General features: G+C 59.5%; 18 protein-coding genes. 11 read left to right on the plus strand and 7 right to left on the minus strand.

Features of this window, described 5'->3' with window-relative positions; genetic code table 11:
• Positions 1–83 precede the first annotated feature (83 nt).
• The 4 genes from UIA24_RS07430 to zur form a co-directional block, all read right to left on the minus strand.
• Positions 84–797, minus strand: a complete 714-nt coding sequence (locus UIA24_RS07430) for a PA5502 family lipoprotein (RefSeq protein ID WP_065759067.1) — start codon at positions 795–797, stop codon at positions 84–86.
• 144 nt (positions 798–941) lie between these two features.
• Positions 942–1,724: a zinc ABC transporter permease subunit ZnuB gene (gene znuB, locus UIA24_RS07435; RefSeq protein ID WP_065759066.1), complete on the minus strand. Its 783-nt coding sequence runs from the start codon at positions 1,722–1,724 to the stop codon at positions 942–944.
• Positions 1,717–2,496 carry a zinc ABC transporter ATP-binding protein ZnuC gene (znuC, locus tag UIA24_RS07440; protein ID WP_102052989.1) on the minus strand — a complete coding sequence of 260 codons (780 nt, stop codon included), beginning with the start codon at positions 2,494–2,496 and terminating at the stop codon, positions 1,717–1,719. The genes znuB and znuC overlap by 8 nt, the downstream gene beginning before the upstream one ends.
• Positions 2,496–2,978: a zinc uptake transcriptional repressor Zur gene (gene zur / locus UIA24_RS07445; RefSeq protein ID WP_102052988.1), complete on the minus strand. Its 483-nt coding sequence runs from the start codon at positions 2,976–2,978 to the stop codon at positions 2,496–2,498. The genes znuC and zur overlap by 1 nt, the downstream gene beginning before the upstream one ends.
• A gap of 66 nt (positions 2,979–3,044) precedes the next feature.
• Here zur and UIA24_RS07450 point away from each other — a divergent pair, with 66 nt between their 5' ends.
• Positions 3,045–3,962, plus strand: a complete 918-nt coding sequence (locus UIA24_RS07450) for a zinc ABC transporter substrate-binding protein (RefSeq protein ID WP_330522513.1) — start codon at positions 3,045–3,047, stop codon at positions 3,960–3,962.
• Between the two features lie 26 nt (positions 3,963–3,988).
• Here the strand turns inward: UIA24_RS07450 and UIA24_RS07455 are convergent, their stop codons facing one another.
• Entirely contained in the window at positions 3,989–4,939 is a 951-nt protein-coding gene (locus tag UIA24_RS07455; protein WP_330522514.1) for a homoserine kinase, read from the minus strand.
• A 64-nt stretch (positions 4,940–5,003) separates the two neighbouring features.
• Positions 5,004–5,288 carry a DUF2782 domain-containing protein gene (locus tag UIA24_RS07460; protein ID WP_102052985.1) on the minus strand — a complete coding sequence of 95 codons (285 nt, stop codon included), beginning with the start codon at positions 5,286–5,288 and terminating at the stop codon, positions 5,004–5,006.
• A gap of 74 nt (positions 5,289–5,362) precedes the next feature.
• Between UIA24_RS07460 and polA the strand changes: the two genes are divergently transcribed.
• Entirely contained in the window at positions 5,363–8,125 is a 2,763-nt protein-coding gene (gene polA / locus UIA24_RS07465; RefSeq protein WP_330522515.1) for a DNA polymerase I, read from the plus strand.
• A gap of 293 nt (positions 8,126–8,418) precedes the next feature.
• Here the strand turns inward: polA and yihA are convergent, their stop codons facing one another.
• Positions 8,419–9,051 (minus strand): ribosome biogenesis GTP-binding protein YihA/YsxC, encoded by a 633-nt coding sequence (yihA, locus tag UIA24_RS07470; RefSeq protein ID WP_065759060.1) that lies wholly within the window; start codon positions 9,049–9,051, stop codon positions 8,419–8,421.
• 194 nt (positions 9,052–9,245) lie between these two features.
• Between yihA and UIA24_RS07475 the strand changes: the two genes are divergently transcribed.
• The 9 genes from UIA24_RS07475 to gltP all read left to right on the plus strand — a co-directional run bounded on the left by UIA24_RS07475 (position 9,246) and on the right by gltP (position 18,552).
• Positions 9,246–9,536, plus strand: a complete 291-nt coding sequence (locus UIA24_RS07475; RefSeq protein WP_065759059.1) for a c-type cytochrome — start codon at positions 9,246–9,248, stop codon at positions 9,534–9,536.
• A 46-nt stretch (positions 9,537–9,582) separates the two neighbouring features.
• Positions 9,583–10,200 (plus strand): c-type cytochrome, encoded by a 618-nt coding sequence (locus tag UIA24_RS07480; RefSeq protein WP_065759058.1) that lies wholly within the window; start codon positions 9,583–9,585, stop codon positions 10,198–10,200.
• A 200-nt stretch (positions 10,201–10,400) separates the two neighbouring features.
• A complete protein-coding gene (gene dsbA / locus UIA24_RS07485; protein ID WP_065759057.1) occupies positions 10,401–11,030 on the plus strand; it encodes a thiol:disulfide interchange protein DsbA in 630 nt (209 codons plus the stop codon).
• A 12-nt stretch (positions 11,031–11,042) separates the two neighbouring features.
• Positions 11,043–11,897 (plus strand): endonuclease/exonuclease/phosphatase family protein, encoded by an 855-nt coding sequence (locus tag UIA24_RS07490; protein WP_065759056.1) that lies wholly within the window; start codon positions 11,043–11,045, stop codon positions 11,895–11,897.
• 28 nt (positions 11,898–11,925) lie between these two features.
• On the plus strand, positions 11,926–13,893 hold the full coding sequence (locus UIA24_RS07495; RefSeq protein ID WP_330522516.1) for a diguanylate cyclase: 1,968 nt from the start codon (positions 11,926–11,928) through the stop codon (positions 13,891–13,893).
• Positions 13,894–13,983: 90 nt separating this feature from the next.
• Positions 13,984–14,760: an N-acetylmuramoyl-L-alanine amidase gene (locus UIA24_RS07500; protein ID WP_065759054.1), complete on the plus strand. Its 777-nt coding sequence runs from the start codon at positions 13,984–13,986 to the stop codon at positions 14,758–14,760.
• Between the two features lie 75 nt (positions 14,761–14,835).
• On the plus strand, positions 14,836–16,455 hold the full coding sequence (locus tag UIA24_RS07505) for an EAL domain-containing protein (RefSeq protein WP_102052982.1): 1,620 nt from the start codon (positions 14,836–14,838) through the stop codon (positions 16,453–16,455).
• Between the two features lie 30 nt (positions 16,456–16,485).
• Positions 16,486–16,644, plus strand: coding sequence for a DUF1328 domain-containing protein (locus tag UIA24_RS07510; RefSeq protein ID WP_065759052.1), 159 nt, complete (start codon positions 16,486–16,488; stop codon positions 16,642–16,644).
• 576 nt (positions 16,645–17,220) lie between these two features.
• Positions 17,221–18,552 carry a glutamate/aspartate:proton symporter GltP gene (gene gltP / locus UIA24_RS07515; protein ID WP_102052980.1) on the plus strand — a complete coding sequence of 444 codons (1,332 nt, stop codon included), beginning with the start codon at positions 17,221–17,223 and terminating at the stop codon, positions 18,550–18,552.
• The last annotated feature ends 11 nt before the right edge of the window (positions 18,553–18,563 follow it).

Genomic DNA, 18,563 nt, shown 5'->3' on the forward strand with positions numbered 1-18,563 from the left:
CGAAATGCTTGCCAAGACGGTCCGTGAGCCTGGGCGGGCCCGGAGCCGGCCGGGATACCCGAGGGGCGGCCCGGCAGCTGGTCTTAGGGGCGGCGCGGTGTCAGTACGACCTGGGCCGGCTGATTGCGGTGTATCTCATGGCGCTGCTGCAGCGCGAAGTCAGGTGCAAGCTTGTGCACGCGTTTGCTGAGCAGGGTGGCAAGCCATGGATAGTCCTGCTTGCGCGGTACCTGAAACAGCACGTCGCAGTCATAGTTGACGGTATCGCTGGCAATATCATCGAGTTGGCGGCGAAGTTCGCTCATCTTGCCAATCTTCAGGGCGATGACCGTGCTGGCCGCAGACGGGTCGATGAGCTTGGCCGCAGGGCGTGCTTCTGCGGCCTTGAGGGCGGCTTCGGCCTTGTCGAGCTCAGCTCTTCGCGCCTGGGTAATGGCACCGTTGACGCCGCCGGTCAGGGCTGGCGCCTTGGGCATCAGCGCACGGGCGCGGCTAAGGGCTGTGGCGGCAGCATTCACATCACCTTTCTGCAGGACGATCTGGCTGCGTTGCAGGTAGGCTTCGGCCAGTTGCCGCTGATATTGCTCCAGGCGACTGTCGCCCGGTGCTTGAGTTTGTAGCGCTGCGAGTTGATCTTCGGCGGTGGCCAGTTCGCTGCTGGCGATGCTTTGTTCCAGCTGCTGCCAGGCATCTGGCGCCGCAGGCACGGCGGTGCTCTGCGCCGGGTTGCTTGAGCATGCGGCCAAGGCCAGGGAAAACGCGGCAAGGAGCAGATAACGGGAGGCGAACGGCTTCATTCCTGCGACTCTCTATTTGCGCAAAAAACGAGCAAGTCTACACCCAGCTCGCTGACTCGAAAATAACTCTTCAGAGTGTATGCGCGATTAAAATGTCGCAGGGTGCAACCTCTGTGGTTGTACCCTGCGCGACTGCGCCGCCGTTCAGCGCCGGGGAAGCGCCAGGCTAATCAAGAATAGCACTGCAGCGCAGACCACGATTGACGGCCCGGCCGGCGTGTCCTTGAACCAGGACAGGGCGAGCCCGCTGCATACTGCCACCACGCCTAGCAGGCTGGCACCCAGGGCCATCTGCTCGGGTGAGCGGGCGTGACGCTGGGCAGCGGCTGCCGGGATGATCAGCAGTGATGTGATCAACAGCACGCCGACGATCTTCATGGCCACGGCAATGACTACCGCGATCAGCAGCATCAGGGCCAGGCGCAACGCGGCCACCGGCAAGCCTTCGACCATGGCCAGCTCCTCGTGGACGGTCACGGCCAGCAAGGGCCGCCACAGGGCCACGATCAGCAGCAAGGCCACGCTGCTGCCGCCGAGTATCCAGGCAAGATCGCCCGGGCTGATCGCCAGCAGATCACCGAACAGGTAGGCCATCAGGTCGATTCGCACATCGTGCATGAAGCTGAGCACGACCAGGCCAAGGGACAGGGTGCTGGGTGCGAGAATCCCCAACAGGGTGTCGGACGCTAGCGGCTGGCGCTGTTGCAGGGTGACCAGCAGCAACGCCAACAGCAGACAACCCACCGTCACCGCCAGGGCGGGGCTGATGTCGAGTACGAAGCCCAGCGCCACACCCAGCAGTGCTGCGTGGGACAGCGTGTCGCCAAAGTAGGCCATGCGCCGCCAGACCACGAACGATCCCAAGGGGCCTGCAACCAGCGCCAGCGCCAAACCTGCAAGCAGGGCGTAGAGCAGAAAATCAGCCATGCTTGCAGTGGTCTCCGTGTACATGACCGGCTTTGGCCGGGGCAACCACGGAACCGTGCAGGTCGTGGGCGTGGTCGTGGTGATGGTGGTAGATCGCCAGGCTTGGCGCGTTGTTGCCGAACAGCTCGACAAAGGCCGGGTCGCCGCTGACTTGCTCGGGATGCCCGGAGCAGCAGACATGTCGGTTCAGGCAGACAACCTGATCGGTGGTGCTCATTACCAGGTGCAGGTCATGGGAGACCATCAGTACACCGCAACCGTGGCGGTCGCGCAGCCGGGTGATCAGGCTGTACAGCTCGGCCTGGCCCGCCACGTCGACGCCCTGTACCGGTTCATCGAGCACCAGCAGCTCGGGCTCGCGCAGCAGCGCCCGGGCCAGCAGCACGCGCTGCATTTCACCGCCGGAAATGCCCTGGACAGGGCTGTCGATCACCTGCTCGGCACCCACTTCCTTGAGGGCTGCCAAGGCTGTATTGCGGTCTACGCCGGGCACCAGGCGCAGAAACCGTAGAACCGAAAGCGGCAAGGTCGCATCGACGTGCAGCTTCTGTGGCATGTAGCCAATACGCAGTTTGGGTTTGCGCCAGACTTTGCCGCTATCGGGCTTGAGCAGCCCGAGCACCGCGCGTACGAGGGTCGTTTTGCCTGCGCCGTTGGGGCCGATCAGGGTGACGATCTGGCCAGGCTCGACACTGAGGTCGATGTTGTCGAGTACCGACTGGCTAGCGAAGCCGACGCTCACCTGCTCCAGGCGAATCAGGGCGTTGCTCATCACGCGCTCCGGCAACTGGCGCAGAGCCCAACCACTTCGACGGTCTGCGTTTCAACTGTGAAACCGACGTCCTTGGCGCTGGCAACGATGGCATCGCTGATCGACGACTGTTCCAGTTCGAGCGCGACATGGCATTCGCGGCAAATCAGGAACTGCCCTTGATGGACATGCTCTGGATGGCTGCAGCCCATGAAGGCATTGAGCGACGCAATTCGGTGAACCAGGCCGTTTTCCAGGAGGAAATCCAGTGCCCGGTACACCGTCGGTGGCGCGGCGCGGCGACCGTCTTGCTCACTCAGCACGGCCAGGATGTCGTAGGCGCCCAAGGGTTTATGGCTCTGCCAGACCAACTCCAGCACGCGTCGACGCAAGGCGGTCAGGCGCAGGCCCTGGCGGACACACAGCGCGTCGGCCTCGGCCAGGGCGCTGTGGACGCAGTGGGAGTGGTCGTGGGGGCGATTGGCCAGCGGTGTAGTAGGCATGAGCAGCGACGGTTCTTGTGAGAGACGTTATTATGTTACCTGTTCCTGAACCGTTGAGTGGCTATCGTGTCCCGATTTTTTGCCCTTTTTGTCGCTTTTGTCTCCAGTCTTGTCGTCTTGGCGCCAGCGCAGGCTGAAGTCCGTGTATTGACCAGCATCAAGCCACTGCAGTTGATTGCGGCTGCGGTCCAGGACGGTGTTGGTACGCCCGAGGTGCTGCTTCCACCGGGCGCTTCGCCTCACCATTACGCCCTTCGTCCCTCGGACGTGCGGCGGGTTGCCGAGGTCGACCTGCTTTACTGGATTGGCCCCGATATGGAAGGTTTTCTACCGCGCGTGCTGAGCGGCCGCAACAAGCCCAGCGTGGCCTTGCAGGCTGTGCCGGGGTTGCAGTTGCGCCACTTTGGCGAAGACAGCCACTCCCACGAGTCGACGGACGAGCATGATCACGATCATCGTCCGGGTAGCCTGGATGCGCACCTGTGGTTGGCACCGGCCAATGCCCGGGTGATCGCCGCGAAAATGGCGGCTGACCTTGTGGCCGCTGATCCGGCCAATGCTGCCCGCTATCAGAGCAACCTGAGCGCATTCGAGCAGCGCCTGGATGCCCTCGACCTGCGCTTGAAGGCTCGATTGGCGGGTGTTTCCGGCAGGCCGTACTTTGTTTTCCACGAAGCGTTTGATTACTTCGAGGCGGCGTATGGCTTGCAGCATACTGGCGTATTCAGCGTTGCCGCCGAAGTGCAGCCCGGTGCCCAGCACGTGGCTGCCATGCGCAAGCGCTTGCAGGAGGTCGGCAAGACATGCGTCTTCAGTGAGCCGCCGCTGCGCCCACGGCTGGCCGAGACCTTGACGGCCGGGTTGCCGGTACGTCTGGCCGAACTGGACGCACTAGGGGGCAATACCCCGGTGACCGCCCAAGGCTATGAGCAGGTGCTGGAGAAGCTTGGCAATGACCTGGCGGGTTGCCTGGAGGCGCTCTAGGCAGCCGCCTCCGTGCAATAACCGGCTTAGAGCGCGAACGGCAACGCCACGCTGACGTGCTGGCGCGCCGCCAGGCGCACTTCGAAATCGGCAGGGTCGTGAATCAATACGTCCATGCCCGCGAAGGACTCTGCCGCAATAAGCCGGGACAGCCAGAAGCGTACACAGGCTATGCGCAGCATGACCGGCCAGAGTTGCGCTTCTGCCGCCGTGAAGGGGCGCAGTGCCGCATAGGCACCCAGCAGCGCCCTGGAGCGCGCACCGTCGAGCTGCCCGGCATCGTCACAGCACCAGTCGTTCAGGGTAATGGCCAGGTCGTAGAGCATCGGCCCGGAGCAGGCGTTGTAGAAGTCGATCAGGCCCGTCAGGTGCGTGCCTTCGAACAGCGCATTGTCACGGAACAGGTCTGCGTGCAGGTTGGCGCGCGGCAAGGCCATGATCTGCGCGTGGTGCGTTCTGATTTCCTCCAGGCAGGCTTGCAGCAGCTGGCGTTGATCCGCGTTCAGGCGCGGCATCAGCTCGGCACCGGTTTGCAGCATCCAGTCCAGGCCGCGGTCGGTTTTACGCTCCAGCACATGCTCGCAGGTCGCCACATGCAGGTGGCCGAGCAGTTCGCCAACCTGATGGCAATGCTGGTTGTTCGGCTCCTTGATGTGCTTGCCTGGCAGTCGCGGTTGCAGCAAGGCCGGCTTGCCGGCCAACTCGCGCAATGCCACGCCGTCCGTGGTCCGCAATGCGTATGGCACAGGCAGGTTGGCTTCGTGCAGGACGTCCAGCAGTTCAATAAAGAACGGCAGGTCCTGGATTGGCCCGCGCTCGACCAGCGTCAGCACAAACTCACCCTGTTCGAGGCTGACGAAGAAGTTGCTGTTTTCGGTTCCGGCGGCAATGCCCTGGAAATCCCGAAGGCGGCCCAGGCCATAAGGGGCCAGAAAGGTTTCCAGCTCAGGCCGGGTCAAAGGGGTGAACACAGACATGGTCAAAACTGCTCGTTCGGGCACTTCGGCCAGGAAGTGCCGGGTTGATGTTAGAGGTCGCGCGTTACCACTCGAAAATCTTCCAGGATGGAATCAGCATGTCCGGTTGATCTGAGCGGATAAAGTTGGCTTCGGTGCCGTCGGCGCGAACCAGAAAGTAAGGTTTGCCATGCTTGGGGGTAATCTTGATGGCATACAGAAAACCATTCTGGCGGTACTCCTGAATGGTTTTATCGCCTTCCTGGCGAATGGTGACGTCCGGATCGGGCGACGGTGCATCATCCGCAGCCATCGCCGCGAACGGAGTAGCCAGGAGCCCTAGCAGCAACAGGCGATTTAGTGTGCGCATGATAACCTTGTCCCTTTGTCGTCAATGATCCGGACATTCTAGCGCCGGGCCCGCCGAAAAGGTTGATTCTGCTCATGAGCCAAGCTCCCCTCGTCCTGGTGGACGGTTCTTCCTACCTGTACCGCGCCTTCCATGCGCTGCCGCCACTGACCACCTCCAAGGGCCTGCCAACCGGTGCGGTCAAGGGCGTGCTGAACATGCTGAAGAGCCTGCGCAAGCAGTATCCCGGCAGCCTGTTTGCAGTTGTTTTCGATGCAAAAGGCGGCACGTTCCGCGACGAAATGTTCGCCGAGTACAAGGCCAATCGGCCCAGTATGCCGGATGACTTGCGGGTGCAGATCGAACCGCTGCATGCCAGCGTGCGTGCACTGGGGTATCCGCTGCTTTGTGTGGAGGGCGTCGAAGCCGATGACGTGATTGGCACCCTGGCCCGCAGCAGCGCGGCTGCCGGACGTCCGGTGATCATCTCCACAGGCGACAAGGACATGGCGCAACTGGTCGATGGCCACATTACGCTGGTCAACACCATGACCGGCAGTGTGCTGGACGTGGCTGGCGTGAAGGAGAAATTCGGCGTCGGTCCCGAACACATCATCGACTTCCTGGCTCTTATGGGTGACAAGGTCGATAACATTCCTGGCGTGCCAGGGGTGGGCGAGAAAACCGCGTTGGGCCTGCTGACTGGTGTTGGTGGCGGTCTGCGCGATCTCTACGACAACCTCGACAAGGTACCCAGCCTGGCTATCCGGGGGGCCAAGACCCTGCCGGCCAAGCTTGAGGAGCACCGCGACGCCGCGTTCCTCTCGTATGAACTGGCGACGATCAAGCTCGACGTCCCGCTGGATATCGAGGTTGACGCACTGGTGTGCGGTGAACCCGACCGCGAAGCCTTGCTGGCGCTGTACACCGAGCTGGAGTTCAAGAGCTGGGTCGAGGAGATTCAGCGTGAGGCCAAGCGTGAAGGCGTGGCGGTTGCCGAGGTGGCAGAGCAGCCATCGGTCGAAGTGAAGTATGAAACCATCCTTGACCAGGCGCGCTTTGACGTCTGGCTGGAAAAACTGAAGAAGGCCACGCTGATTGCTTTCGACACCGAGACCACGGGTCTTGATGCTCAGCAGGCGCAAATTGTCGGTGTGTCGTTTGCTGTGGAGCCCTTTGAGGCGGCCTATGTGCCGTTGACTCACTCCTACATGGGCGTGCCCGAGCAACTTGATCGAGACGCCGTGCTGTTGGCGCTCAAGCCGATCCTGGAAGACCCGAATACGCTGAAAGTCGGCCAAAACGCCAAATATGACATGAATATTCTGGCCAATTGCGCGATTGGCGGTGATCAGGCAAACGGTATCGCGCTGCGTGGTGTGGCCTTCGACACCATGCTGGAGTCCTACGTGCTGGATTCCACCGCGACCCGTCATGACATGGACAGCCTGGCGCTCAAGTACCTGGACTACACCACTATTTCCTTTGAGGACATCGCCGGGAAAGGCGCCAAGCAACTGACCTTCGACCAGATTTCGCTTGAAACGGCCGGCCCCTACGCGGCCGAAGATGCCGATGTGACGTTGCGTCTGCATCAGGCATTGCAGGCACGCTTGGCCAAGACACCGAGCGTGCTGCCGGTGTTGAACGAGATCGAGATGCCGCTGGTGCCGGTGCTGGCGAAGATCGAGCGTCAGGGTGCACTGGTCGATGCCAAGCTGCTCGGTGCCCAGAGCCTGGAGCTGGGTGAGAAACTGGTCGCGCTGGAGCGTGAAGCCTTCGCGATCGCGGGTGAAGAGTTCAACCTGGGCTCGCCTAAGCAGTTGGGGGTGATTCTGTACGAAAAGCTCGGCCTGCCGATCCTCAGCAAGACCGCCAAGGGCCAGGCTTCCACGGCTGAGGCTGTGCTGGCGGAACTGGCCGAACAGGACTACCCACTGCCCAAGGTGCTGATGCAGTACCGCTCGCTGAGCAAGCTGAAAAGCACCTACACCGACCGTCTGCCCGAGCAGATCAACCCGCGCACTGGGCGTATCCATACCTCGTATCATCAGGCCGTGGCGGCCACCGGTCGTTTGTCCTCAAGTGATCCGAACCTGCAGAACATCCCGATTCGCACCCCTGAGGGGCGGCGTATTCGCCAGGCGTTTGTTGCTGCGCCCGGCTACCGTCTGTTGGCTGCGGACTATTCGCAGATCGAGTTGCGCATCATGGCTCACCTGGCCAAGGACGAAGGGCTGTTGCATGCGTTTCGGCACAATCTGGACGTTCACCGGGCCACGGCCTCCGAGGTCTTCGGCGTTGCCTTGGAAGACGTTACAAGCGACCAGCGGCGCAGTGCCAAGGCGATCAACTTCGGCTTGATCTACGGTATGAGCGCTTTCGGTCTGGCCAAGCAGATTGGTGTCGATCGCAAGCAGTCCCAGGCCTATATCGACCGCTATTTCTCCCAGTACCCAGGCGTGCTGGCGTACATGGAGCGCACGCGTGCTCAGGCTGCCGAGCAAGGGTTTGTCGAAACCCTGTTCGGTCGCCGCCTGTACCTGCCGGACATCAATGCAAAGAACCCGGCACTGCGCAAAGGCGCGGAGCGCACGGCGATCAACGCACCAATGCAGGGTACTGCAGCCGACATCATCAAGCGGGCCATGGTAGCGGTAGACAACTGGCTGAACGATTCCGGGCTGGATGCTCGGGTGATCCTGCAGGTTCACGATGAATTGGTGCTGGAAGTACGTGAAGACCTGGTCGATCAGGTGCGTGAACAGATCCGTCCGTACATGAGCAGCGCCGCGCAGTTGGATGTTCCGCTGCTGGTGGAGGTAGGTGTGGGCTCGAATTGGGATGAAGCGCACTAAATAACCCTGAAAAAGCTGCGGCATATCGTCGCGGCTTTTTGGCTGGGTACACGCCGTTAGTCGTGAAAATTCTATGTGCTATCGCAAATAGTTTCTAAACGCTCGGAACTAATCGGGGGAACCACGACTCAGAGTAACTGAATGGGTGGTGAAGCCCTTCGATGCTCCTATGTTGTGTTAAGTGTTGGCAGATATCTGGACCCCGCCCTAGCGGTCCGGAACTTGAACCCCGAACTTCCCCCTCCCCATACGAAGTCCGGGGTTTTTTTTGCCTTGCGTTTGGCGCCTGGCCCTTATTCTGCGGGCTTGTCGGCCAACTCCATCCAGTTCGCCAGAACGCCGTAGGCTTCTTCCAGCCCTTGGCGCTTAGGGGCGGAGAACAGCTGAATGGTCACCCCTTCGCCCCAGCCCTTGCGGATTTCCGCTTGCACCTTGAGCAGGGTGTTTTTTGCCGCGCCATAGGTGAGTTTGTCGGCTTTGGTCAGAAGAATATGCATCGGCATGTTACTGGCCACTGACCAGTCGAGCATCATCTGGTCGAAGTCGGTCATGGGGTGACGCACATCCATCATCAAAATCACGCCCCGCAGGCTTTCGCGGCTGCCCAGGTAGGCCTCCAGGTGGCGCTGCCAGTGCTGTTTGAGCGGGATTGGGACCTTTGCATAGCCATAGCCTGGCAGGTCGACCAAACGCCGTTCTTCGTCCAGACTGAAAAAATTGAGTAACTGGGTGCGACCGGGTGTTTTCGAGGTGCGTGCCAGGCTGGCGTGGGTCAGCGTGTTTAGAGCGCTGGACTTGCCGGCGTTGGAGCGCCCGGCAAAGGCCACTTCATAGCCCTGGTCGTCTGGGCACTGGTCGACTTTGGCGGCGCTGAGCGCAAATTTGGCCTGTTGGCAGAGGCCGAGAATGGGGTTTTTTACGTGCATGGGGTATCCGCTTGGGGGCTTGTCCGAGGCAGGCTCGGCAAGGGGTGTCGTTTCCGTTTCGATAACGGGAGTATATAATGCCGCAGATTTTGTGTGCGCTTTATCCCAGCGTAGGATGAGGTTCACGGGGGGACCCGATTCAAGCTTGCGCGTTAGAACGCAGTGCAGGCCCCCAGCCCTGAAAGGTCGTTCGCATGACGAAATGGCTGTTGGTTACCGTTGTCTTGGTACCGTTTTTCAGCGCTCAGGCTACACAGGATCCCGAGGCGTTGTACAACCGCGCATGCGCGGCGTGTCATGCCGGTCAGCTGCCACAGGCACCGAAACCAGGTGATCGTGCAGCCTGGGAACCGAGACTGGCGCAGGGTATGGAGACGTTGGTGGTGCATGTCACCCAGGGTTTCAAGGCTATGCCGCCGCGTGGATTGTGCATGGACTGCAGTGCCGAAGACTACCGGGCGATCATTCAGTGGATGATCCGATAGTATCGATACATAACTCTTTCACCCTTAGCCGTAGTTGGATTAGCTGATGAACAAACTACTCGTGAGTCTGCTGTTGACCTTGGGCGTCACCGGCGCTGCAAATGCCGCTGGCAATCTTGTTGGCGATGCCGCTGCCGGTCAGGGCAAAACTGCTGTATGTGGCGCTTGTCACGGTCCAGACGGTAACAGCATGGCGCCGAACTTCCCGAAACTGGCTGGCCAGGGTGAGAAATACCTGGAGAAACAGCTGCATGATATCAAGTCGGGTAAGCGCACCGTGCTGGAAATGACGGGTCTGCTGACCAACCTGAGTGATCAGGACATGGCAGATATCGCGGCCTACTTCGCTAGCCAGAAAGGCAGTGTCGGCGCCGCCGATCCAAAACTGGTCGCGGCCGGTGAAGCCCTGTTCCGCGGTGGCAACCTTGAAAAAGGCATGCCAGCCTGCACCGGTTGCCACTCGCCTAATGGCGCTGGCCTGGCTGCTGCCGGTTTCCCGCACCTGGGTGGCCAGCATGCGCAGTACGTCGCCAAGCAATTGACCGACTTCCGTGAAGGCAACCGTACCAACGACGGCGACGCGATGACCATGCGTTCCATCGCTGCCAAGCTGAGCAACAAGGACATCGAGGCAGTATCGAGCTACATTCAGGGTCTGCACTGATCCTTGCGGCGTAACGTTGTGCGGGGCTACATCTCTCGCAATGTTAACGTGCCGTTAATGCAGCTGCGAAAGCATGAAAAGGGTGGCTAGGGCCGCCCTTTTTTGTACCTGCTACCGTTACACTATCGAACTCAGGCCTGTGTCGATCTGTCTGAAGGCAGGTCGCGTTGTGGCGACTCATCACTGCTCAGGAGTAAAGCATGCGTAATCTGATTCTCAGCGCCGCGTTGGTCGCCGCCAGCGTCTTTGGCATGTCCGTCCAGGCCGCCGAGCCGCCTGCAGACGGTAAGTATGTCGAGCTGAACAATCCTGTGCCGGTTGCTGTGCCTGGCAAGATCGAGGTGGTGGAGCTGTTCTGGTACGGCTGCCCGCATTGCTACAGCTTTGAGCCGACCATCAACCCATGGGTCGAGAAGCTGCCAAAGGACGTCAACTTTGTGCGCGTACCTGCCATGTTTGGCGGCGCCTGGGATGCCCATGGCCAGATGTTCCTGACCCTGGAAGCCATGGGTGTCGAGGGCAAGGTGCACAGTGCTGTATTCAACGCGATCCAAGTGGAACACAAGCGTCTGACCAAGCCTGAGGAAATGGCCGACTTCCTCGCGACTCAGGGCGTCGACAAGGACAAGTTCCTGGCGACATTCAATTCCTTTGCGATCAAGGGCCAGGTTCAGAAAGCTCGCGATCTGGCCAAAAAATATGAAATCAGCGGTGTTCCGACCATGGTTGTCAACGGTAAGTACCGTTTTGACCTGGGCTCTGCCGGCGGTCCAGAGGAAACCATCAACGTGGCTGACCAGTTGATTGCCAAGGAGCGCGCCGCCCAGTAAGCGGCGATTGCCATGCGGCGTTGGAAAACTGAACGGTGTGTTGGCCTGCATGATCCGCAGGTCAACGAACACCATTTGCAGACCAGTAGCCTCCCGAAGGACGGTCGTCTGCGCCTGCTCAGTTTCAATATCCAGGTGGGGATCAGTACCGAGCGCTACCGCCACTATCTGACGCGTAGTTGGCAGCACCTTTTGCCTACCACCGGCCGTGCCGGTAACTTGCAGAAAATTGGTGACCTGCTCAGCGACTTTGATCTCGTCGCCCTGCAGGAGGCCGATGGTGGCAGCTTGCGTTCAGGTTTCGTCAATCAGGTCGAGTACCTGGCGCAACTGGGTGCCTTCCCTTACTGGTATCAACAGCTCAATCGCAACCTTGGCCGTTTCGCTCAGCACAGCAATGGCGTACTCAGTCGCTTGAAGCCGCAGTTGCTGGAAGACCATCCGCTGCCCGGTCCTTCGGGTCGTGGTGCGATTCTGGTGCGTTTTGGTGAAGGGGACGATGCGTTGGTTGTGGTGATGATGCACCTGGCACTGGGTGCACGGACCCGTGCGCGTCAACTCGCCTACATTCGTGAACTGATTGGTGGTTATCGTCATCAGGTATTGATGGGCGACATGAATACCCATGCCAGCGACCTGCTGGAACACTCGCCATTGCGTGATCTCGGTTTGGTTGCCCCGCAGGTGCAAGCCACGTTCCCCAGTTGGCGGCCGCAGCGTTGTCTTGATCATATCTTGCTCAGCCCCAGCCTCACGTTGGAGCGCTTCGAGGTGCTTGCCCAGCCCATTTCCGATCATCTTCCGGTCGCGGTTGAGATTCGTTTGCCTGATGCCCTTGCGATGGATACGCTTCCGGCCGTGAGCTAACTGCCCCTACTCCTTTGCGAAATCAGGCATGACCGAAGAAGCCCAGCGCTGGAAAGAAAAATACCTCAAGAGTATTGAGCAACAAGAAAAGCTCGAGCGCCGCTGGGAAGCTCGCCTTGACCTTCTGCGTCGAGGCTTGGTACGCAGCACATTGGCGGCCGAAGGCAGCGATCTGGCTGTTGATAAGTGCATGAAAGAGATGCGCGACGTCATCCGCACCGACAATATGGACGCTGCACTGGCAGGCTTGATTCCGCGGTTGGAAAAAGCCGTATTGGACTCCGAGCAGCGTCGGGAAACCCGAACGGCACAGATCGGCACAGCGCTGGCGGCATTAGTGAGCCAGTTACAAGCATTGCCGTTGCCGAGTGAGGTCACTCGGCCACTGAAAAAATTTGCCAAACAACTGGATGCTCGCGCGAGTCAGCCTCGTGAGATGCCTTTGCTGCTGGGCGAGCTGAGTAGCTTGCAAGGCCAGGCGATTGCTGCGCTGGACAAGCCAGAAGAAGCCGGCCGCCCAGGTTTTTTGCAGCGGTTGTTCGGTAACCGCGAAGCGGCATCAGAGGCGCCCGCAGTACCGACAACGGTTGCCAGCACAGCCTCTGCGGCCGTTGAGGTGGAGGCCGCTGTTGTTGAATCAGCGCCTATTGCATCGCCTGCCGAGGTCGATGCAGATGAGCTGCATCCGCTGCCTGAGCCCGCTGTCGAGGCGGCCAGCGAGGCGGTGACGTCCGTGCAGGTCGAACCCGCGGCCGCCGAGCCTGTGCAGGTGCCCCCTCCTCCAGTCGCTGCGCCGCTTGAGGCATTGGCAGCGGAGCCAGCATCTGTACCTGAGCGTCCTGAAGCACCGGAGACCGAGGCCGATGCTCCACCGCTCGCTGCCGATATCCCGGAGGATCAGGCCACGCCCGCCGAAGAGGCGTACGCACTGCCCGAAAACACCGAGCCTAGCTACAGTTCGGTCGCCAGTCATATTGAAGAGACCCTGCTGGGCTTGCTGGATGATCTGACGCTTCCTGAGCGGCACAAGGCCCAAGCGCAATCCATGCGCGAGCGCCTGCAGCATGGCCTGAACTGGTATGAGCTGTTGCCGGTCCTGGACGATCTGGTCGTGCTCATGCTGGCTATCACCAGCAGTGGCCAGCATGAGTTTGAAGCCTATCTGCAGCAGGTCAATGAGCGTCTTGAGTCTTTCCAGAGTCATCTGCAGGAAGCCAGTGACGGGCATGCCGATAGCCGGACAGCTGCCCGCGATCTGGATAGCCAGTTGCGTGAACAGGTTGATGGCCTTCAAAGCAGCGTGCAGGGGGCTGCGGATCTGGAAAGCCTCAAACACATTCTGGATAACCGCCTGGAAGGATTGCTGGGAACGATTGACATACACCAGCAGCAGCGCGATCAGCGTGAGCAGGAAATGGCCGAGCGTTTGCGTGGCTTGGCTGAACGGGTTACGCATATGGAGCAGGAAGCCCAAGGTTATCGTGAGCACCTGGAAGAGCAGCGGCAGAAGGCCTTGATCGACCCACTGACCGGCCTGCCAAACCGTGCGGCCTGGTCCGAGCATCTGGAGCGCGAGATGCAGGCTTGGCAGGCACAGGGTGGCCACCTGTTGGTCGCGATGCTTGATCTGGACCATTTCAAAAGGATCAATGACAACTACGGGCACCTCGCGGGCGACAAGGTGCTAAAGATCGTCGCCAACGAACTGCGCAAGCGCTTGCGCGGCCGTGACTTTATCGCCCGGTTTGGTGGTGAGGAGTTTGTGCTGTTGATGCCGCAGAGCAATCTGGTCAGTGGATGCCAGCAGGCCGAAATCCTGCGGGCGGCGGTCGAGGCCTGCCCATTCCACTTCAAGGGCGAGCGGGTAACGATCACCCTCTCGATAGGTGTCACTGCGCTACGTGATGGGGAGCGCAGCGACATCGCCCTCAAGCGCGCCGACGAGGCGTTGTATCGCGCCAAGCACCAAGGCCGTAACCGCGTCGAACAAGGATGAGCACTATATAGTTATCACCGTTTGCGCCATCGCTAGAGAGGGTACGTTATGCTATTGCATTACTGATACCCATAGATGTGCCCTCTTGCCATGAAAGCCTTCTTCTGCGCCCTGCTGCTTCTGTCTCTGGCCGGTTGTGCAAACACCCTCCAGATTGACCGAAGCCACCCATCCGTCAACCAGGACAGTCGTATCCAGTTTGTTGTCCTGCACTACACCAACGCTTCGCTGGAGCGTTCACTGGCGTTGTTGACCCATGGTGAAGTCAGCAGCCACTACCTGATCGGTGATAAACCAGCGACCATCTACCAACTGGTAGACGAGAACCGCCGTGCCTGGCACGCCGGTGACAGCCAATGGCAGGGGCGTACCTGGCTCAACTCGAGCTCTATTGGCATTGAGATCGTAAACCCAGGTTTTACCGATACACCGTCTGGACGTGTCTGGCACCCCTACTCCGAGGCGCAAATACAGGCGCTGATCCTGTTGCTCAAGGACATCGTCAAACGCAATAACATCGACCCACGGCATATCATTGGGCATAGCGATATAGCGCCATCACGCAAACTCGACCCAGGCCCTCTGTTTCCCTGGAAGCGCCTGGCCGATGCCGGTGTTGGTGTGTGGCCTGATGCCGCTGCCGTTGCACAGCAGCGTGCCCGTTTCGATGTGAGCCCGCCGAGTATCGCCTGGTACCAGCAGCAACTGGCACGTTTCGGCTATGCCATCGAGCAAACCGGGGTCAATGATGTCAGTACCCGGCACGTGTTGGCTGCCTTCCAGATGCGCTTCCGCCCGCAACGTTTTGATGGCGTGCCCGATGCGCAGACGGCGGCAATCTTGCAGGTGCTCAACCGCTCCCGCTGATAGGCGCCGCCCAACGGGCAGGCTGATTCGTCAGGCAGTTGCTATACCTTGTGGTATTCAATGGGATATCGCCTGATGTCATCTGCCTTCGCCACGCTGCGCAGCCTGTTCCTTCGCCCCTGGCTACTGGCCGCGCTTGCGGCCTCGGCCAGTGCGATCCTGTTGCTGAGTGCCAGCCTTGGTGTGGCCATGCACCAGATTCAGCAAAGTGAAAGCGAGCAGATGAATGCCAAGGGGGAGCGCTTTCTGGAGCGGCTGGAGCAGATCTTCAGTCAGCTGCGTGAAGGTGTGGATCATCTTCAGGCTCAACCGCTGCGAGGGTGCACTCCGCAGATGTTGGCAGCCTTGCAGCAGGTGGGCTTCAACAATCGCTTTGTCTTTGAAGCCGCCTATATAGATGGAGACACCCGCTGCTCCAACCGCTTGGGCGAGCACAGCACAGAACCTGTACGGCCCCCGGACATTCAGGGGCCGACCTACAGCTATTGGTTGAACACCAGTGCCGAACCGAACGATAACCTGGCGGCATTGATGCTGGGGCGTGGGCATTTCCGTATCTCGACTTCTCGTGGGCACCTGAGCGATGTTGTTGATCTGCCACCAGGCGGCAGCCTGTTGGTGGTGCTCGACAACGGCATGCGCGCAGTACCCGTGTTGGGGCCGGCGCAGGCATGGCCACCCTCCTCTGATGGGGCACTCGACGTTGCAAACGCCATGCTGGAGTTGCCCGATCATCTGGTCTATCGGATGCCGACCAAGTCTCCGGACTATCAACTGGTGCTGATTACCCCCAAAACCAGCCTGCCGCTGAAAATGAATGGCGTCATCTGGTTGTTGTTCCCAGGTAGCCTGCTGCTGGCCTGGTGCATCGGCTGGTTGGTACTGCAGCTGGTACGTCAACGCCAATCAATGAGTTCGGAACTGCAGGGGGCGTTGCGGCGAGGTGAGTTGCAGGTGCTCTATCAGCCAATTCTCGAACTCAACAGCCGACGATGCGTGGGGGCCGAGGCGCTGGTACGGTGGCGCCATCCCGATGGCACGTTGACCAGTCCGGACCTGTTCATTCCGTTGGCGGAAAACACCGGCCAAATTCGCCAGATCACCGACTTTGTGTTGCAGCGCGTGCTGGAGCAGTTGGGGCAGTTGTTGCGCGCCAACCCTCAGTTGTACATCTCGATTAACCTGGCAGCGTGCGATGTGATGGTGCCACGCATTGGTCGTGTGGCTGCTCGTTTACTGGCACTGCACCGCGTCGCGGCCAGCCAGATCGCTTTCGAGGTGACAGAGCGCGGGCTGATTGATGTGGTAGTCGCACGGGATAACCTGCAAGCACTGCGCTCGGTTGGTCACCAAGTGTTGATCGATGATTTTGGCACGGGCTACTGCAGCCTGGCCTACCTGCAGACACTGCCGGTCGACTGCCTGAAGATCGACAAGGCGTTCATCGATGCTCTGGGCCACGATGCCGCCAGTAGCGGGGTTGCGCCGCATATCATTCGCATGGCGCATGCCTTGCAGTTGCGGGTTATCGCCGAAGGTATCGAGTATGAGGATCAGGCGCTGTTGCTGAACAGCGAGGGTGTGAACTACGGACAGGGTTGGCTGTTTGCGCACCCCCTCAGCGCCAGGCAATTTGCCGAGTTGGTGACCCGAGGTCGGCGCAGGGGGCCGCGACGGATCGATGATGAGGCCTGAACCTACTCCAATATACGACGGAGAATCATCATGTTGAGTTGGGCTATTACTTTCCTGATTATCGCCATTGTCGCTGCTGTACTGGGCTTCGGTGGTATCGCGGGTGCAGCGACCGGCATCGCCAAGATCCTCTTCATCATTTTCCTTGTGCTGTTCGCTGTGTCCCTGTTTTTCGGTCGACGTGGATGACGAAGCCGGTCAGGCGCTCTGTTTAGGGTTCTGTACGTTTCAGTGTTGGCCCGGGTACTGAGTGGATATCCGAAATGCCTGCAGAGGTAATGGGCATCACGCCGGCTGTTTTGGGTTGTTTCCTACAGCGGATGTCGAAGTGTGTGTCTTGTTGACCGTACATCGATATTTTTTTAGCTGACCCCTCCGACAAATTTGGGGCGTTTCACGCATTCGGATTGTCGAACAACGGCATTTGTCACCCAAGCGGATATGGCTTAATTGGCCTAAATATGGCGCTTTGGCCATCTTCGGAATTCCGAACGCCTCTATTTCAACCCTTTCAGACGTTCGTTTTTAGCCTTAATCATCATGCCGATTCGGCATAGGGTAATCGTTTACGGCATTAGACGTTACCCTCTCGCGTCGGAATAGTTGCGCCTTTTTTCGCTGACCCGAGCGTTCTTTCGCTCGCCTGCGGTGACCTTCTACGGCGCTATTGCCTGCTGCGATCAATCGACTCTTGAAGGCTTTAAATAGCTCTAGGTCGGGGTTTTCAGCGCAATGCCCGTGACCACTTGAAGAAAGGGTAACGACATGAAGAAGGCAAAACTAAGCCTCGCTTGGCAGATCCTCATCGGTTTGATTCTCGGGATTGCAATCGGTGCAGTACTGAATCATTTCAGTGCAGAAAAGGCATGGTGGATCAGTAACGTTCTGCAGCCAGCTGGTGACATCTTCATTCGCCTGATCAAGATGATTGTTATCCCGATCGTGATCTCTTCACTGGTCGTGGGTATCGCCGGGGTTGGCGATGCGAAAAAACTGGGCAGTATTGGCCTGAAAACCATCATCTACTTCGAGGTGGTCACCACCATCGCGATCGTGGTCGGCCTGCTGTTGGCCAACCTGTTCCACCCAGGCGCCGGCATCGACATGAGCACGCTGGGTACGGTGGATATCTCCAAGTACCAGGCAACCGCTGCTGAAGTGCAGCATGAGCACGCGTTCATCGAGACGATCCTCAACCTGATTCCGTCGAACATTTTCGCAGCGCTGATGCGCGGTGAAATGCTGCCGATCATTTTCTTCTCCGTGCTCTTCGGCCTGGGCCTTTCGAGCTTGCAGGCGGATATCCGCGACCCGTTGGTGAAAACCTTCCAGGGCGTGTCCGAAGCCATGTTCAAGGTCACTCACATGATCATGAACTACGCGCCAATCGGTGTGTTCGCGCTGATCGCGGTCACTGTTGCCAACTTCGGCTTTGCTTCGCTGCTGCCGCTGGCCAAGCTGGTACTGCTGGTTTACTTCGCGATTGCCTTCTTCGGCTTCATGGTGCTGGGCCTGATCGCCCGCTTGTTCGGCTTTTCGATCCTGAAGCTGATGCGCATTTTCAAGGATGAGCTGGTTCTGGCGTACTCCACTGCCAGCTCTGAAACGGTATTGCCACGCGTAATCGAGAAGATGGAAGCCTACGGTGCACCGAAGGCCATCTGCAGCTTTGTCGTCCCGACTGGCTACTCGTTCAACCTCGACGGTTCGACCTTGTACCAGAGCATTGCTGCGATTTTCATCGCTCAGCTCTACGGCATCGACCTTTCGATCAGCCAGCAGCTGCTGCTGGTACTGACCTTGATGGTCACCTCCAAAGGTATTGCTGGCGTTCCAGGCGTGTCTTTCGTGGTACTGCTGGCCACCTTGGGCAGTGTCGGTATTCCGCTGGAAGGCTTGGCTTTCATCGCCGGTGTAGACCGCATCATGGACATGGCCCGTACCGCGCTGAACGTGATCGGCAACGCTCTGGCAGTACTGGTTATCGCTCGCTGGGAAGGCATGTACGACGATGCCAAAGGCCAGCGCTACTGGAACTCGCTGCCGCACTGGCGCAGCAAGGAAGCAGTACCTGCCGGTAAAGTGGCGACCAAGTAAGCCGCTGCATG

Source organism: Pseudomonas sp. AL 58 (assembly GCF_036348395.1).
Lineage (GTDB): Bacteria > Pseudomonadota > Gammaproteobacteria > Pseudomonadales > Pseudomonadaceae > Aquipseudomonas > Aquipseudomonas defluvii.

Bases quoted from the DNA above. Each gene is read 5' to 3' on its own strand.
- UIA24_RS07430 (WP_065759067.1), bottom strand. From the start codon at position 797: ATGAAGCCGTTCGCCTCCCGTTATCTGCTCCTTGCCGCGTTTTCCCTG.
- znuB (WP_065759066.1), bottom strand. From the start codon at position 1,724: ATGGCTGATTTTCTGCTCTACGCCCTGCTTGCAGGTTTGGCGCTGGCG.
- znuC (WP_102052989.1), bottom strand. From the start codon at position 2,496: ATGAGCAACGCCCTGATTCGCCTGGAGCAGGTGAGCGTCGGCTTCGCT.
- zur (WP_102052988.1), bottom strand. From the start codon at position 2,978: ATGCCTACTACACCGCTGGCCAATCGCCCCCACGACCACTCCCACTGC.
- UIA24_RS07455 (WP_330522514.1), bottom strand. From the start codon at position 4,939: ATGTCTGTGTTCACCCCTTTGACCCGGCCTGAGCTGGAAACCTTTCTG.
- UIA24_RS07460 (WP_102052985.1), bottom strand. From the start codon at position 5,288: ATGCGCACACTAAATCGCCTGTTGCTGCTAGGGCTCCTGGCTACTCCG.
- polA (WP_330522515.1), top strand. From the start codon at position 5,363: ATGAGCCAAGCTCCCCTCGTCCTGGTGGACGGTTCTTCCTACCTGTAC.
- yihA (WP_065759060.1), bottom strand. From the start codon at position 9,051: ATGCACGTAAAAAACCCCATTCTCGGCCTCTGCCAACAGGCCAAATTT.
- UIA24_RS07475 (WP_065759059.1), top strand. From the start codon at position 9,246: ATGACGAAATGGCTGTTGGTTACCGTTGTCTTGGTACCGTTTTTCAGC.
- UIA24_RS07480 (WP_065759058.1), top strand. From the start codon at position 9,583: ATGAACAAACTACTCGTGAGTCTGCTGTTGACCTTGGGCGTCACCGGC.
- dsbA (WP_065759057.1), top strand. From the start codon at position 10,401: ATGCGTAATCTGATTCTCAGCGCCGCGTTGGTCGCCGCCAGCGTCTTT.
- UIA24_RS07490 (WP_065759056.1), top strand. From the start codon at position 11,043: ATGCGGCGTTGGAAAACTGAACGGTGTGTTGGCCTGCATGATCCGCAG.
- UIA24_RS07495 (WP_330522516.1), top strand. From the start codon at position 11,926: ATGACCGAAGAAGCCCAGCGCTGGAAAGAAAAATACCTCAAGAGTATT.
- UIA24_RS07500 (WP_065759054.1), top strand. From the start codon at position 13,984: ATGAAAGCCTTCTTCTGCGCCCTGCTGCTTCTGTCTCTGGCCGGTTGT.
- UIA24_RS07505 (WP_102052982.1), top strand. From the start codon at position 14,836: ATGTCATCTGCCTTCGCCACGCTGCGCAGCCTGTTCCTTCGCCCCTGG.
- UIA24_RS07510 (WP_065759052.1), top strand. From the start codon at position 16,486: ATGTTGAGTTGGGCTATTACTTTCCTGATTATCGCCATTGTCGCTGCT.
- gltP (WP_102052980.1), top strand. From the start codon at position 17,221: ATGAAGAAGGCAAAACTAAGCCTCGCTTGGCAGATCCTCATCGGTTTG.